Genomic DNA, 14,855 nt, shown 5'->3' on the forward strand with positions numbered 1-14,855 from the left:
GTTCAGTCCTCCAGCAGCACGCCGGGGGCCAGGCGCTGGTCGGGATCGAAGTGCCGCGCCAGACTGCGCAGCGCCGCCAGGCCCAGCGGACCCTTCTCGTGTTCCAGATAGGGGGCGTGGTCGCGGCCGACGCCATGCTGGTGGCTGATGGTGCCGCTGTGGCGGGCGATGGCCTGGCTGGCCGCGTGCTTGAGCACCCGCCAGCGCGCCAGCGCGGTGGCGTAGTCCGGCCCCGGGCGGAACAGGTAGGTGGTGTACAGGCTCGAGCCCTGGCCGTAGACGTGCGACAGGTGGGTGAACACGTGCACGCGCTCGCCCTGGTCGGCCAGGCCGTGGCGCAGGCTGTCTTCGACCGCCTGCGCCAGCGCATCGACGTTGCCCCAGTCGGTGGCGGTTTCCAGGGTGTCCACCGCATAGCCGGCGCTCCACAGGCCGTGGCGCAGGTAAGGGAAACGGAAACGTCCCTCGGCCCACTTGCGGCCGAGCAGGGTGCCGGTGAACACCGCGCCGAAGCGCTTGAGCAGGCGCCGGGTCTGGCGCAGCGACAGGGCGTTCTGGCGGCGCTCGCCGGTCACCCCGAAGGTCAGCAGGCACTTGCCGGCGCCGGCGCCGCGCAGCGCCAGGTAGCGCTCCAGCAGGGCGATCTGCCGCGGGTGGCCGGCCAGCGCCAGCTGGGTTTCGGTCTCGATCGTGTTGGACAGGCGCAGCATCGACAGCGGAATGCGCGCCTGGGCCAGGGCGCGCACGCCGGCCAGGGCGCGCGGCCAGTCGGGCAGGAACACCGCGTAGAAACGCTCCTGCTCGGCCAGCGGGCTGACCCGCACCCTGACTTCGGAAATCACCCCGAAGCGGCCCTCGCTGCCCAGCACCAGCTCGCGCAGGTCGGGACCGGCGGCCGAGGCCGGGAAGGTCGGCAGCTGCAGGCTGCCGGCGAAGGTTTCCAGGGTGCCGCCGGCGAACAGCTGCTCGATGCGCCCGTAGCGCAGCGACTGCTGGCCGCTGGAGCGGCTGGCCACCCAGCCGCCGAGGGTGGACAGTTCCCAGGACTGCGGGAAGTGGCCGAGGGTGTAGCCCCGCGCGCGCAGCTGGGCTTCCACCTGCGGACCGTTGGCGCCGGGGCCGAAGGTGGCGATGCGGCTCTCCTCGTCCAGGTCGAGCAACTGGTTCATGCGCGCCAGCGACAGGGTCAGCACCGGTCGCGGCGAGGCGGCCGGGTTGATGTGTCCGGCCACCGAGGTGCCGCCGCCGTAGGGAATCACCACGGCGTCCTGCTGCCGCGCCCAGTCCAGCAGTGCGCGGATCTGCGCCGGGGTTTCCGGCAGGCCCACCGCGTCGGGGAACACGCCAAACGCGCCGGAGCGCATCGCCAGCCAGTCCGGCAGGCTCTGGCCACGGGCGTGGCGCACGCGGGTCTCGGCGTCGCGGGTGATCAGCGGGTGCTCGGGCAAGCGCGACGGCGGCACCTGGGCGAGCACCTCGGCGAGGCTGGCGTCGGCCAGCGGCTGGCCCGGCCCGAGCCGGGCGGCGAGGAACGCCGCGCCGGCGTCCGGCAGATGCACCTCGGTGCGTTCGTCTCCCCATCCGTTCCAGCGGCGCATGCCCGGTTCCCCTCTTGTCGGCCTCGCGTGTCGGCTGCCTATACTAGCCAGCCGCCCGCGCCGGTCATTGTCCGATCCGGCCAGGCCCATTCGCCAATCGAGCCAAACCACGACCGCATGCACACTCTCGGCTACACGGCGGTGCCCGTCCTGCTCAAGTACCTCAGTCATGCCCAGGCGCTGGGCCTGGATTGCGCGGCGGCGCGGCAGGCCGCCGGGCTGAGCGCCGAGTGCCTGGCCGACAACGGCCAGCGGGTGCCCAGCGAACAGCACGAGCGGCTGCTCGAGCACCTGCTGGGGCAGTCCGCCGACCCGCTGTTCGGGCTGCATGCGGCGCGCCACGTGCAGCCCGGCTCGTGGAGCGTGCTCGGCTACATCACCATGAACTGCGCCACCCTCGGCGAGGCGATGGCGCGCATCCTGCCCTACGAGCGGCTGGTCGGTGACATGGGCACCAGCCGCATCGACAACCGGGGTGACCAGGTGTGCCTGAGCTGGCACTGCCGCCACCCGCACCAGCCGGTGCGCCGGCACCTGATCGAGAACGTGCTGGCCTCCTGGCTGCATTACGCGCGCTGGATCGCCGGGGTGGAGCATTCGCCCGCCGAGGTGCACCTGGAACATGCGCTGCCGGCCGGCTGCCGGGTCGAGGACTACCAGCGGGTGTTCGGCTGTCCGGTGCTGTTCGAGCAGCCGCACAGCGCGCTGCTGGTGCCGGGCGACTACCTGCGCCTGCCGCTGCGCCAGGCCGACGCCGGCCTGCTGCGGGCCCTGGAGGCGCACGCCTTGGGTCTGCTCGACCGCCTGGAGGACGACCAGCCGCTACCGCTGCGGGTCCGCGCGGTGCTGCGCGAGATGCTCCGGGACGGGCTGCCGGGCAAGGAACGGGTCGCCGCGCGGTTCCATATGACCCCGCGCACCCTGCAACGCCACCTGCAGGCGGCTGGCACCAGCTACCAGGCGATCCTTGATCAGCTGCGCCGCGAGCTGGCCGAGCACTACCTGCGCCACGACGACCTGCCGATCCAGGACATCGCCAGCTACCTGGGCTTCGGCGAGCCGCGCTCGTTCCATCGCAGCTTCAAGCAGTGGACCGGGCAGACGCCGGGGGAGTATCGCCAGCGGCAGCGCTGACAGTGGCAGGCCGCGTTCAGTCGCGCGGCGCGGCGCGTCCGGCGGCGATCTTCGCGCCCCAGGCGCGGGCGGTGACCGCCAGGCGTTCCTCGTCGAGGCGTGTCAGCCGGCCGTCGTCGAGCAGCTGCTTGCCGCCCACCCACACATGCCGCACGCAATGCCGGCTGCCGGTATAGATCAGCTGCGACACCGGGTCGTAGACCGGCTGCTGGTACAGGCCGGACAGGTCGAAGGCCGCCAGGTCGGCCCACTTGCCGAGCTCCAGCGAGCCGCAGTCGTGCTCCAGGCCCAGCGCCCGGGCGCCGTTCAGGGTGGCCATGCGCAGCGCGCGGTGCGCGTCGAGGGCGCTGGCGTCCCGCTGCACCGCCTTGGCCAGCAGGGCGGCGGTGCGGGTTTCGCCGAGCAGGTCCAGGTCGTTGTTGCTGGCCGCGCCGTCGGTGCCGATGGCGACGTTGACGCCGGCCTGCCACAGGCGCTCCACCGGGCAGAAGCCGCTGGCCAGCTTGAGGTTGGACTCCGGGCAGTGGATGACGCTGCTGTTGCTTTCCACCAGGCGCGCCAGGTCCTCGTCGTTCACCTGGGTCATGTGCACCGCCTGGAAGCGCGGGCCGAGCAGGCCCAGGCGCTGCAGGCGCGCCAGCGGCCGCTCGCCGTGGGTGTTCAGGCTCTGTTGCACTTCCAGCGCGGTCTCGTGCACGTGCATCTGGATGCTGGCGTCCAGCTGTTCCGCCAGCATCATCACCTGGCCCAGCTGTTCGTCGGTGACCGTGTAGGGCGAGTGCGGGCCGAATGCCGCCGACAGGCGCGGATGATGGCGCAGCTCGTCGAACAACTGCAGGGTCTGGCGCACGGCGTCGCCGGCATCCAGCGTTCCCGGCACGGCGAAATTCATCAGCGGCACGCAGAGCTGCGCGCGCACGCCGGCGCGGTGCGCCACCTCGCTGGTCACTCGCGGGTAGAAGTACATGTCGGAAAAGCAGGTCACGCCGCCCTTGAGCTGTTCGGCGATGGCCAGCTCGCTGCCGTCACGGATGAAATCCTCGTCCACCCACACCGATTCGGCCGGCCAGATATGGTCCTGCAGCCAGGGCAGCAGCGGCAGGTCGTCGGCCAGGCCGCGAAACAGGCTCATGGCGGCGTGGCCGTGGGCATTCACCAGCCCGGGGGCGAGCAGCATGCCGGGCAGTTCGCGCACCTCGCGGGCTTCAAGACGCAGGGCCTGTTCGCGCGGGGCGAGCAGGGCGACGCGCCCGTCGCGGATGCCCAGCGCGTGATTCTTCAGCACCACGCCGGCCGGCTCCACCGGAACCACCCATTCGGGTAACAGAAGGAGGTCGAGCGGGGCGGCGGCGGGCATGGTGGCGTTCACAAAACCGATGGCAGGCCGGGCAGTGTACGGCTGCGCCGGGTGGGTTTGAAGGGGGGCGGCAATACGGCGCGGACCCCGTGCGAGCGAACTTATTCGCGAGCTTCCGGGGGCTGCGCGAAAAGCTCGCGGACAAGTCCGCTCCGACAGAAGAAGCAGTGCCCTGCACGGGACGCTGTGGGAGCGAATTCATTCGCGAGCTTTTGTGCGACCAAAGCAGCGGCCTGCGTAGGTGGCTGGGGCGTCGATGTGCGTATAATCCGCGCCCTTTGTGTCGGGTGGGCGGTGGACATGCGTGAGCGATTGCTGGCGGCGGAACGGGTGAAGGCGCTTGAGTGGCGCGAGGGCCTCCTGCATGTGCTGGACCAGCGTCTGCTGCCGGCCCGGGAGACCTGGCTGGCGCTGGACAGCGCTGGCGCCGTGGCCGAAGCGATCCGCGAACGGGCCGTGTGCGGCGCGTCAGTCGTCGGTATCGCGGCGGCCTACGGCCTGGTGCTCGGCCTGCGCGCGCGGCTGGCTGCCGGTGGTGACTGGCAGGCGGCGCTGGAGGCGGATTTCCAGCACCTGCGTGACGCGCAGCCGGGATCCGCCTACCTGGATTGGGCATTGACCTGCCTGCGCAATCGCCTGCGGCGGCTGGCGCCCGGCGAAGATCCGCAGGCGGCGCTGGAAGCCGAGGCCGGCAGCATCCTGGCCAGCGACCGCGAGGCCAATCTGGCCATCGCCCAGTTCGGCCTGGAGCTGCTGCGCCGGCATGACGAAGGTGTGCATGCCGTGCTGACCCATGGCAACGCCGGCGCCCTGGCCAGCGGCGGCTTTGGCAGCGCCCTGGGCGTGATCCGCGCCGGTGCGCTGGACGGGCTGGTCGAGCAGGTCTTCGTGGGCGAGGGCCGTCCCTGGCTGCAGGGCTCGCGCCTGACCGCCTGGGAACTGCACGGCGACGGCGTGCCGACCACCGTATGCGTCGACGCGGCAGTGGGGCATGTGATGAAGAGCGAGCGCATCGGCTGGCTGATCGTCGGTGCCGAGCGCATCGCCGCCAACGGCGACGTGGCGGCCGCCATCGGCACCTATCCGCTGACCGTTCTGGCCATGCACCATGGCCTGCGGGTGATGGTGGCGGCACCCAGCGCCTGCATCGATCTGGGCCTCGAGCATGGCGATGACCTTTCCCTGGAAGAGCGTGCGGCGAGCGAGGTGCTCGATCCGGCCAATGGTATCGGTGTGCTCAATCCGGTGCTCGACGTGACGCCGGCCGATCTGATCGATGTGATCGTCACCGAGCGCGGCGTGATCGAGCGTCCCGATGCCGCGAAGCTGGCCGGGCTGATGTGCCGCAAGCGCCTGCATTGAAGGGCGCGCGCGTCACGCAACATCCCGCCCGGTAACGGAAAGTTGCGGCCTGGGTCCTGAAGCCTGACGCGGCAAGCTGTGATACCATCCCGCGCTTATTGCAGGACCCTGCTGACTAAAGGAACCAGGCTTCCATGGGCGAACTGGCCAAAGAAATCCTCCCGGTCAACATCGAAGACGAGCTGAAACAGTCCTACCTCGATTACGCGATGAGCGTCATCGTCGGCCGTGCACTGCCGGATGCCCGCGACGGCCTCAAGCCGGTGCACCGCCGGGTGTTGTTCGCCATGAGCGAGCTGGGCAACGACTGGAACAAGCCTTACCTGAAGTCGGCCCGTGTGGTCGGCGACGTGATCGGTAAATATCACCCTCACGGCGACTCGGCGGTGTACGACACCATCGTGCGCATGGCGCAGCCCTTCTCGCTGCGCTACCTGCTGGTGGACGGCCAGGGCAACTTCGGTTCGGTGGACGGCGACAGCGCCGCAGCCATGCGTTACACCGAAGTGCGCCGCACCAAGCTGGCCCACGAACTGCTGGCCGACCTGCACAAGGAAACCGTGGACTGGGTGCCCAACTACGACGGCTCCCTGCAGATCCCCGAAGTCCTGCCGACCCGGATTCCCGCCCTGCTGGTCAACGGCTCGGCCGGTATCGCCGTGGGCATGGCCACCAACATCCCGCCGCACAACCTGGGCGAGGTGGTGGACGGCTGCCTGGCGCTGATCGACAACCCGGAGCTGACCGTCGATGAGCTGATGCAGTTCATCCCCGGTCCGGACTTCCCCACCGCCGGCATCATTAATGGCCGCGCGGGCATCATCGAGGCCTATCGCACCGGCCGTGGCCGCGTGTACATGCGCGCCCGTGCCACCGTCGAGGACATGGACAAGGCCGGCAGCCGCCAGCAGATCGTAGTCACCGAGCTGCCCTACCAGCTGAACAAGGCGCGGCTGATCGAGAAGATCGCCGAGCTGGTGAAAGAGAAGAAGATCGAAGGCATCAGCGAGCTGCGCGACGAGTCCGACAAGGACGGCATGCGCATCGTCATCGAGCTGCGCCGGGGCGAAGTCGGCGAGGTGGTGCTCAACAACCTCTATGCCCAGACCCAGATGCAGAGCGTGTTCGGCATCAACAACGTGGCCCTGGTCGACGGCCAGCCGCGCCTGCTGAACCTCAAGGACATGCTCGAGGTGTTCGTCCGTCACCGCCGTGAAGTGGTGACCCGCCGGACCATCTTCGAACTGCGCAAGGCGCGCGAGCGCGGCCACATCCTGGAAGGCCAGGCCGTCGCCCTGTCGAACATCGACCCGGTCATCGAGCTGATCAAGAAGTCGCCGACCCCGGCCGAGGCCAAGGAACGTCTGCTGGCCACCGGCTGGGAATCCTCCGCCGTGGAAGCGATGGTCGAGCGCGCCGGCGCCGATGCCTGCCGCCCCGAGGACCTGCCGGAAGAATTCGGCCTGCGCGACGGCAAGTACTACCTGTCGCCGGAACAGGCCCAGGCCATCCTCGACCTGCGTCTGCACCGCCTGACCGGCCTGGAGCACGAGAAGCTGCTCGGCGAGTACCAGGAGATCCTCAATCAGATCGGCGAGCTGATCCGCATCCTGACCAACCCGCAGCGCCTGCTGGAGGTGATCCGCGAGGAGCTGGAGCAGGTGCGCAGCGAGTTCGGCGATGCGCGCCGCAGCGAAATCATGGCGTCCCACGCCGACCTGACCATCGCCGACCTCATTCCCGAGGAAGAGCGCGTGGTGACCATTTCCCACGGCGGCTACGCCAAGAGCCAGCCGCTGGCTTCCTATGAAGCCCAGCGCCGTGGCGGCAAGGGCAAGTCGGCCACCGGCGTGAAGGACGAGGACTACGTCGAGCACCTGCTGGTCGCCAACAGCCACGCCACGCTGCTGCTGTTCTCCAGCAAGGGCAAGGTCTACTGGCTGCGCACCTACGAGATTCCGGAAGCCTCGCGCACCGCGCGCGGACGGCCGCTGGTCAACCTGCTGCCGCTGGACGAGAACGAACGCATCACCGCCATGCTGCAGGTCGATCTGGAAGCGCTGCGTCAGCAGGCGCCGGAAGACGACGAGCTGGATGAGGTGGTCGAACACGACGAGGTCGAGGATCTGGCCGAGGGCGAAGAGGCCGGCGAAGCCGAAGAGGTCGTGAGCGGCGCCTTCATCTTCATGGCCACCGCCAACGGCACCGTGAAGAAGACCCCGCTGGTGCAGTTCAGCAAGCCGCGCAGCAGCGGCCTGATCGCCCTGCGCCTGGAGGAGGGCGACACGCTGATCGCCGCCGCCATCACCGATGGCAGCCGCGAAGTGATGCTGTTCTCCGACGCCGGCAAGGTCATCCGCTTCAAGGAAGGCCACGTGCGCACCATGGGCCGTACCGCCCGCGGCGTGCGTGGCATGCGCCTGCAGGACGGCCAGCAGCTGATTTCCATGATCATTCCCGAGGGCGACGCGCAGATCCTCACTGCCTCCGAGCACGGTTACGGCAAGCGCACGCCGATCGACGAGTATCCGCAGCGCGGCCGGGGTGGCCAGGGCGTGATCGCCATGGTGACCAACGAGCGCAACGGCAAGCTGGTCGGCGCCATCCAGGTGCAGGACGGCGAGGAGATCATGCTGATCTCCGACCAGGGCACGCTGGTGCGGACCCGTGTCGACGAGGTGTCCAGCCTGAGCCGCAACACCCAGGGCGTCACCCTGATCAAGCTGGCCAAGGACGAGGTGCTGGTCGGCCTCGAACGTGTCCAGGAGCCGACCAACGTCGAGGATGACGCGCTCGAGGGCGAAGAGGACGCTGTGCCCGAAGCGGGCGAGGACGCCGACGAGGCGTCGGACGTTTAAGCGCACGTACGGGCGGCCAGGTGCCGCCCGTCGCGTTCCCGGGTAGCAGGCCGGGGAGACAAGAATTGACGAATCTGGCGCCCCGGCGCCAGATTTCGCACGAACAGCACCAGCGCCGGGTGGCCTGGTGTGCGGCGAATCGAGAGAGAACGACGTGAAACGAGCCCATAACTTCTGTGCAGGCCCCGCAGCCCTTCCCACCGCCGTCCTGGAACGCGCCCAGGCCGAGATGCTCGACTGGCACGGCAAGGGCCTGTCGGTCATGGAAATGAGCCACCGCAGCGACGAGTACGTGGCCATCGCCGAGAAGGCCGAGCAGGACCTGCGCGAGCTGATGAACGTGCCGAACCACTACAAGGTGCTGTTCATGCAGGGCGGCGCCAGCCAGCAGTTCGCGCAGATTCCGCTGAACCTGCTGCCCGAAGGCGCCACCGCCGACTACGTGGAGACCGGCATCTGGTCGAAGAAGGCCATCGAGGAAGGGCGCCGCTTCGGCAACGTCAACGTGGCGGCCAGCGGCAAGTCGCTGGACTACTTCGCCATTCCCGGCCAGAACGACTGGCAGCTGACCCCGGACGCCGCCTACCTGCACTACTGCAGCAACGAAACCATCGGCGGCGTGCAGTTCGACTGGGTGCCCGAGGTAGGTGACGTGCCGGTGGTGGTGGACATGTCCTCGGACATCCTGTCCCGCCCGGTGGACGTCTCGCAGTTCGGCATGATCTACGCCGGCGCGCAGAAGAACATCGGCCCGTCCGGCCTGGTGGTGGCGATCATCCGCGAAGACCTGATCGGCCGCGCCCGGGCCATCTGCCCGACCATGCTCGACTACAAGACCGCCGCCGACAACGGCTCCATGTACAACACCCCGGCCACCTACTCCTGGTACCTGGCCGGCCTGGTGTTCGAGTGGGTCAAGGAGCAGGGCGGCGTCGAGGCCATGGCCCGCCGCAACCACGCCAAGCAGGAACTGCTGTACAGCACCATCGACGCCAGCGAGTTCTACAGCAACCCGGTGAGCAAGAACGCCCGTTCCTGGATGAACGTGCCGTTCCGCCTGGCCGACGAGCGCCTGGACAAGGCCTTCCTGGCCGGCGCCGACGCCCGTGGCCTGCTGAACCTCAAGGGCCACCGTTCGGTGGGCGGCATGCGCGCCTCGATCTACAACGCCACCGGCCTGGACGCCGTCGAGGCGCTGGTCGCCTACATGGCCGAGTTCGAGAAGGAGCACGCCTGATGAGCGACGTCGATCAGCTCAAGGCGCTGCGCGTGCGCATCGACAGCCTCGACGAGAAGATCCTCGAGCTGATCAGCGAGCGTGCGCGCTGTGCCCAGGACGTGGCGCGGGTGAAGACCGCCAGCCTGCAGCCGGGCGAGGAGGTGGTGTTCTACCGCCCCGAGCGCGAGGCCTGGGTGCTCAAGCACATCATGGAGCTGAACAAGGGGCCGCTGGACAACGAAGAGGTGGCCCGCCTGTTCCGCGAAATCATGTCCTCGTGCCTGGCCCTGGAGCAGCCGCTGCAGGTCGCCTACCTGGGCCCGGAAGGCACCTTCTCGCATGCCGCGGTGCTCAAGCACTTCGGCGCCGCGGTGAAGAGCAAGCCGATGGCGGCCATCGACGAGGTGTTCCGCGAAGTGGCCGCCGGCGCGGTGAACTTCGGCGTGGTGCCGGTGGAGAACTCCACCGAGGGCGCGATCAACCACACCCTGGACAGCTTCCTCGAACATGACCTGGTGATCTGCGGCGAGGTGGAGCTGCGCATCCACCACCACCTGCTGGTGGGCGAGACCACCAAGACCGACAAGATCTCGCGCATCTATTCCCACGCCCAGTCGCTGGCCCAGTGCCGCAAGTGGCTGGACGCCCATTACCCGAATGTCGAGCGCGTGGCGGTGTCCAGCAACGCCGAGGCGGCCAAGCGGGTGAAGAGCGAGTGGAACAGCGCGGCCATCGCCGGCGACATGGCGTCGACCCTGTACGGTCTGACCAAGCTGCACGAGAAGATCGAGGACCGTCCGGACAACTCCACGCGCTTCCTGATCATCGGCAACCAGGAAGTGCCGCCGACCGGCGACGACAAGACCTCGATCATCGTCTCCATGCGCAACAAGCCGGGCACGCTGCATGAGCTGCTGCTGCCGTTCCACACCAACGGCATCGACCTCACCCGCATCGAGACCCGCCCGTCGCGCAGCGGCAAGTGGACCTACGTGTTCTTCATCGACTTCGTCGGCCACCACAAGGACCCGCTGGTCAAGGGTGTGCTGGAGAAGCTCGCCGACGAATCGGTGGCGCTGAAGGTGCTCGGTTCCTACCCCAAGGCTGTTCTTTAATCTTTCGGCGGGCTCCGGCGCGGGGCCCGCTGGCCGTCGAGGCTATACGCATGAGTGCTGATTTCCTTGCCCTGGCCGTGCCGGGCGTGCAGAAGCTGTCCCCCTACGTCACCGGCAAGCCGATCGAGGAACTGGCTCGCGAGCTGGGCATGGACCCGGCGCAGATCGTCAAGCTGGCCAGCAACGAGAACCCGCTGGGCCCGAGCCCGAAGGCGCTGGCCGCCATTCAGGATGCGCTGCCCGAGCTGACCCGCTACCCGGACGGCAGCGGCTATGCGCTGAAGCAGAAGCTGGCCGCCAGGTTCGCCATCGATCCGGCGGGCATCACCCTGGGCAACGGTTCCAACGACATCATCGACCTGGTGGCGCGCGCCTTCCTGGCGCCTGGCCTGAACGCCGTGTTCAGCGCCCATGCCTTCGCCGCCTACCCGATTTCCACCCAGGCCACCGGCGCGGAAAGCCGCGTGGTGCCGGCGATCAATTACGGCCATGACCTGGATGGCCTGATCGCCGCCATGGACGCCAACACCCGGGTCGCCTACATCGCCAACCCGAACAATCCGACCGGCACCTGGTTCGGCCCCGAGGAACTGGAACGCTTCCTGTCTCGCGTGCCCGCGCATGTCGTCGTGGTGCTGGACGAGGCCTACATCGAGTTCTCCGAGCCGGGCGAGCTGCCCAACGGCCTCGCCTACCTGTCGCGTTACCCAAACCTGCTGGTCTCGCGCACCCTGTGCAAGGCCTACGGCCTGGCCGGCCTGCGCATCGGCTACGGCGCGTCCTCGGCGGAGATCGCCGGCGTGCTGAATCGCGTGCGCCTGCCGTTCAACGTCAACAGCCTGGCCCTGGTCGCCGCCAGCGCCGCGCTGGATGACGAGGACTATGTGCTGCGCAGCCGCCAGGTCAACCGCGCCGGCATGCGCCAGTTGGAAGCCGGCCTGCAGGCGCTGGGGCTGAAGTGGATTCCCTCGCGTGGCAACTTCCTGGCCGTGGACTTCGGTCGCGACGCCGCGCCGATCAACGCCGCGCTGCTGCGCCAGGGCGTCATCGTGCGGCCGGTGGCCGGTTACGCCATGCCGACCTTCCTGCGCGTGTCGGTGGGCACCGAGGCGGAGAACGCCCGTTTCCTCGGCGCGCTGGAGCACGTGCTGCGTGGCTGATCTCAAGCACCCCCGCGAGGCGCAGCTCGGCCGTCTGGTGGTGGTCGGCCTGGGCCTGATCGGCGGCTCCTTTGCCAAGGGCATCCGCGCCACCGGCCTGTTCCGCGAGGTGGTGGGCGTCGACCTGGATGCCGAGTCCCGCCGTCTGGCGGTGGAGCTGGGCGTGGTGGATCGCTGCGAGGCCGAGCTGGCCGCCGCCTGCCAGGGCGCTGATGTGATCCAGCTGGCGGTGCCGATCCTGGTCATGGAAAAGGTCCTGGCGCAACTGGCGAAGCTGGAGCTGGGGCAGGCCATCATCACCGACGTGGGCAGCGCCAAGGGCAACCTGGTGCGCGCCGCGCGCCAGGCGTTTGGTCACATGCCGTCGCGCTTCGTGCCCGGTCATCCGATCGCCGGTTCCGAGCAGAGCGGTGTGACGGCGGCCAATCCGAAGCTGTTCCGCCGCCACAAGGTCATTCTCACGCCGGTGGCGGAGACCGATCCCGACGCGCTGGCGCTGGTCGGTCACCTGTGGCGCGCGCTGGACGCCGATGTCGAGCACATGGACGTGGCGCACCACGACCAGGTGCTGGCCGCCACCAGCCATCTGCCGCACCTGCTGGCCTACACGCTGGTGGACTCGCTGGCCAAGCGCAACGAGAACCTGGAGATATTCCGCTACGCCGCCGGTGGCTTTCGCGATTTCACGCGCATCGCCGGCAGCGACCCATTGATGTGGCACGACATCTTCCTGGCCAACCGGGATGCCGTACTGCAGGCACTGGACGATTTTCGCGACGACCTCGACGCTCTGCGCGCCGCGGTGGTCGAAGGGGATGGGCATCACCTGTTGGGCGTGTTCACCCGCGCCCGGGTGGCCCGCGAGCATTTCAGCAAAATCCTGGCCCGCCGGGCCTATGTGGACGCCATGCATTCCAATAACGATCTGATCTTCCTCGCCCAGCCGGGCGGCAGCGTCAACGGCCGAATCCGCGTGCCGGGCGACAAGTCCATCTCCCATCGTTCGATCATGCTCGGCTCGCTGGCCGACGGCGTGACCGAGGTGCAGGGCTTCCTCGAAGGTGAGGACGCGCTCGCCACCATCCAGGCGTTCCGCGACATGGGCGTGGTCATCGAGGGCCCGCACAAGGGCCGCGTCACCGTGCACGGCGTCGGTCTGCACGGCCTGAAGGCGCCGGCCGGCCCGCTGTACATGGGCAACTCCGGCACCTCGATGCGCCTGCTCTCCGGCCTGCTGGCCGCGCAACCGTTCGACACCACCCTGACCGGCGACGCGTCGCTGTCCAAGCGGCCGATGAACCGGGTGGCCAAGCCGCTGCGCGAAATGGGCGCGGTGATCGAGACCGGCCCGGAGGGTCGTCCTCCGCTGACCATTCGCGGCGGCCAGAAGCTCGTGGGCATGCATTACGACATGCCGATGGCCAGCGCCCAGGTCAAATCCTGCCTGCTGCTGGCCGGCCTGTATGCCGCGGGGGAAACCTCGGTGACCGAGCCGGCGCCGACCCGCGACCACACCGAGCGCATGCTGCGCGGCTTCGGCTATCCGGTCGAGGTCAAGGGTGCCACCGCCAAGGTGGAGAGCGGCCACACGCTGACCGCCACGCAGATCGAAGTGCCGGCGGATATCTCCTCGGCGGCCTTCTTCATGGTCGCCGCGAGCATTGCCGAGGGCGCCGAGCTGCTGCTGGAGCATGTGGGCATCAACCCGACCCGTACCGGCGTGATCGACATCCTCCGGCTGATGGGCGGTGACATCAGTCTGGAAAACCAGCGTGAAGTGGGCGGCGAGCCGGTGGCCGACATTCGCGTGCGCTCGGCCAAGCTCAAGGGCATCGACATCCCCGAGGACCTGGTGCCGTTGGCCATCGACGAATTCCCGGTGCTGTTCATCGCCGCCGCCTGCGCCGAAGGGCGCACCGTGCTGCGTGGCGCCGAAGAGCTGCGCGTCAAGGAATCCGACCGTATCCAGGTCATGGCCGATGGTCTGCAGACCCTGGGCGTGAAGGCTGAACCGACCCCGGACGGCATCATCATTCACGGCGGCCCGATCGGCGGCGGCGAAGTCTGGGCCCATGGCGATCACCGGATCGCCATGTCCTTCAGCGTCGCATCGTTGCGCGCCACGGCGCCGATCCGCATCCACGATTGCGCCAACGTCGCCACTTCGTTCCCCAACTTCCTGGCGCTGGCCGAGCAGGTGGGGATCCGCGTGGCGAAGGAATCCTGACCATGACGGCACCTGTCATCACCCTCGACGGCCCGAGCGGCTCGGGCAAGGGCACCCTGGCCGGCCTGCTGGCCAATCGTCTGGGCTGGAACCTGCTGGATTCGGGCGCCATCTATCGCCTGCTGGCCCACGGGGCCGGCAAGCGGGGCATCGACCTGGCCGATGAAGCGGCGCTGGTCGAGCTGGCCGGCCAGCTCGACGTGCAGTTCGTGCCTGGTCAGCCCGGTCAGGAACAGATCACCCTGCTGGATGGCGAGGACGTCACCCGCGCCATCCGTACCGAGCAGGCCGGCGCCGGCGCCTCCAGGGTTGCCGCGCTGCCGGCGGTGCGCGCCGCGCTGCTGGATCGCCAGCGCGCCTTCCGTGCCGCGCCGGGGCTGATTGCAGACGGTCGCGACATGGGCACGGTGGTGTTTCCTGACGCGCCGCTGAAGATTTTCCTGACGGCCAGCGTGGAAGAACGCGCACGCCGTCGCTATCTTCAGTTGAAGGAAAAGGGCGAGGCTGTTAACCTCGCGGGTCTTTTCGAGGAGATCCGCGCGCGCGATGAGCGCGACACGCAGCGGGCCACCGCGCCGCTCAAGCCGGCCGAGGATGCGCTGCTGCTGGACTCGACCGAACTGAGCATCGAGCAGGTGCTCGAAAGAATTCTTGGCGAAGCCGCTGCCCGCGGACTCGTCGGGTAAGTCGATCGCTTCGCCATACGAAGGGTCGCAAGGACGCTTGCAGGGAACCAGTCCATGTCCTGCGGGCGTCTTTTACATGAACGAACCCACATGAGGCTGGAGTGTGGCTTTGGGCGGATCGACCGCCCTTGAACTACAG

The 14,855-nt window shown here is 68.6% G+C and carries 10 protein-coding genes; 8 read left to right on the top strand and 2 right to left on the bottom strand.

Annotation, left to right across the window (positions count from 1 at the left end; genetic code table 11):
* Positions 1 to 2 precede the first annotated feature (2 nt).
* The gene (locus PT85_RS01215) at positions 3 to 1,598 is read right to left on the bottom strand and encodes an FAD-binding oxidoreductase (RefSeq protein WP_039605702.1); all 1,596 of its coding nucleotides are present in this window, start codon (positions 1,596 to 1,598) and stop codon (positions 3 to 5) included.
* A gap of 117 nt (positions 1,599 to 1,715) precedes the next feature.
* On the opposite strand from PT85_RS01215, the gene gliR reads away from it, so the two are divergent.
* Positions 1,716 to 2,732, top strand: a complete 1,017-nt coding sequence (gliR, locus tag PT85_RS01220) for an AraC family transcriptional regulator GliR (RefSeq protein ID WP_039605703.1) — start codon at positions 1,716 to 1,718, stop codon at positions 2,730 to 2,732.
* A gap of 16 nt (positions 2,733 to 2,748) precedes the next feature.
* Here gliR and PT85_RS01225 read toward each other — a convergent pair whose 3' ends face one another.
* Complete coding sequence (locus PT85_RS01225) at positions 2,749 to 4,089, bottom strand: TRZ/ATZ family hydrolase (RefSeq protein WP_039605704.1); 1,341 nt, start codon at positions 4,087 to 4,089, stop codon at positions 2,749 to 2,751.
* Between the two features lie 300 nt (positions 4,090 to 4,389).
* Here PT85_RS01225 and mtnA point away from each other — a divergent pair, with 300 nt between their 5' ends.
* From mtnA to cmk, 7 genes are all read left to right on the top strand, one after another.
* Positions 4,390 to 5,451, top strand: coding sequence for an S-methyl-5-thioribose-1-phosphate isomerase (mtnA, locus tag PT85_RS01230; protein WP_039605705.1), 1,062 nt, complete (start codon positions 4,390 to 4,392; stop codon positions 5,449 to 5,451).
* A gap of 134 nt (positions 5,452 to 5,585) precedes the next feature.
* Positions 5,586 to 8,309, top strand: coding sequence for a DNA gyrase subunit A (gene gyrA / locus PT85_RS01235; RefSeq protein ID WP_039605706.1), 2,724 nt, complete (start codon positions 5,586 to 5,588; stop codon positions 8,307 to 8,309).
* 154 nt (positions 8,310 to 8,463) lie between these two features.
* Positions 8,464 to 9,546, top strand: a complete 1,083-nt coding sequence (gene serC / locus PT85_RS01240) for a 3-phosphoserine/phosphohydroxythreonine transaminase (RefSeq protein ID WP_039561948.1) — start codon at positions 8,464 to 8,466, stop codon at positions 9,544 to 9,546.
* Complete coding sequence (gene pheA / locus PT85_RS01245) at positions 9,546 to 10,643, top strand: prephenate dehydratase (protein WP_039605707.1); 1,098 nt, start codon at positions 9,546 to 9,548, stop codon at positions 10,641 to 10,643. The genes serC and pheA overlap by 1 nt, the downstream gene beginning before the upstream one ends.
* 50 nt (positions 10,644 to 10,693) lie before the next feature.
* Positions 10,694 to 11,803 (top strand): histidinol-phosphate transaminase, encoded by a 1,110-nt coding sequence (hisC, locus tag PT85_RS01250; protein ID WP_039605708.1) that lies wholly within the window; start codon positions 10,694 to 10,696, stop codon positions 11,801 to 11,803.
* Positions 11,796 to 14,030 (top strand): bifunctional prephenate dehydrogenase/3-phosphoshikimate 1-carboxyvinyltransferase, encoded by a 2,235-nt coding sequence (locus tag PT85_RS01255; protein WP_039605709.1) that lies wholly within the window; start codon positions 11,796 to 11,798, stop codon positions 14,028 to 14,030. Before hisC ends, PT85_RS01255 begins: the two co-directional genes overlap by 8 nt.
* Complete coding sequence (gene cmk, locus PT85_RS01260; RefSeq protein WP_175444379.1) at positions 14,027 to 14,716, top strand: (d)CMP kinase; 690 nt, start codon at positions 14,027 to 14,029, stop codon at positions 14,714 to 14,716. Before PT85_RS01255 ends, cmk begins: the two co-directional genes overlap by 4 nt.
* The last annotated feature ends 139 nt before the right edge of the window (positions 14,717 to 14,855 follow it).

It is taken from the genome of Pseudomonas flexibilis (assembly GCF_000806415.1).
Lineage (GTDB): Bacteria > Pseudomonadota > Gammaproteobacteria > Pseudomonadales > Pseudomonadaceae > Serpens > Serpens flexibilis.

Coding starts and splice junctions, on each gene's coding strand:
- PT85_RS01215 (WP_039605702.1), bottom strand. CDS start 1,598: ATGCGCCGCTGGAACGGATGGGGAGACGAACGCACCGAGGTGCATCTG.
- PT85_RS01225 (WP_039605704.1), bottom strand. CDS start 4,089: ATGCCCGCCGCCGCCCCGCTCGACCTCCTTCTGTTACCCGAATGGGTG.
- pheA (WP_039605707.1), top strand. CDS start 9,546: ATGAGCGACGTCGATCAGCTCAAGGCGCTGCGCGTGCGCATCGACAGC.
- hisC (WP_039605708.1), top strand. CDS start 10,694: ATGAGTGCTGATTTCCTTGCCCTGGCCGTGCCGGGCGTGCAGAAGCTG.
- mtnA (WP_039605705.1), top strand. CDS start 4,390: ATGCGTGAGCGATTGCTGGCGGCGGAACGGGTGAAGGCGCTTGAGTGG.
- gyrA (WP_039605706.1), top strand. CDS start 5,586: ATGGGCGAACTGGCCAAAGAAATCCTCCCGGTCAACATCGAAGACGAG.
- gliR (WP_039605703.1), top strand. CDS start 1,716: ATGCACACTCTCGGCTACACGGCGGTGCCCGTCCTGCTCAAGTACCTC.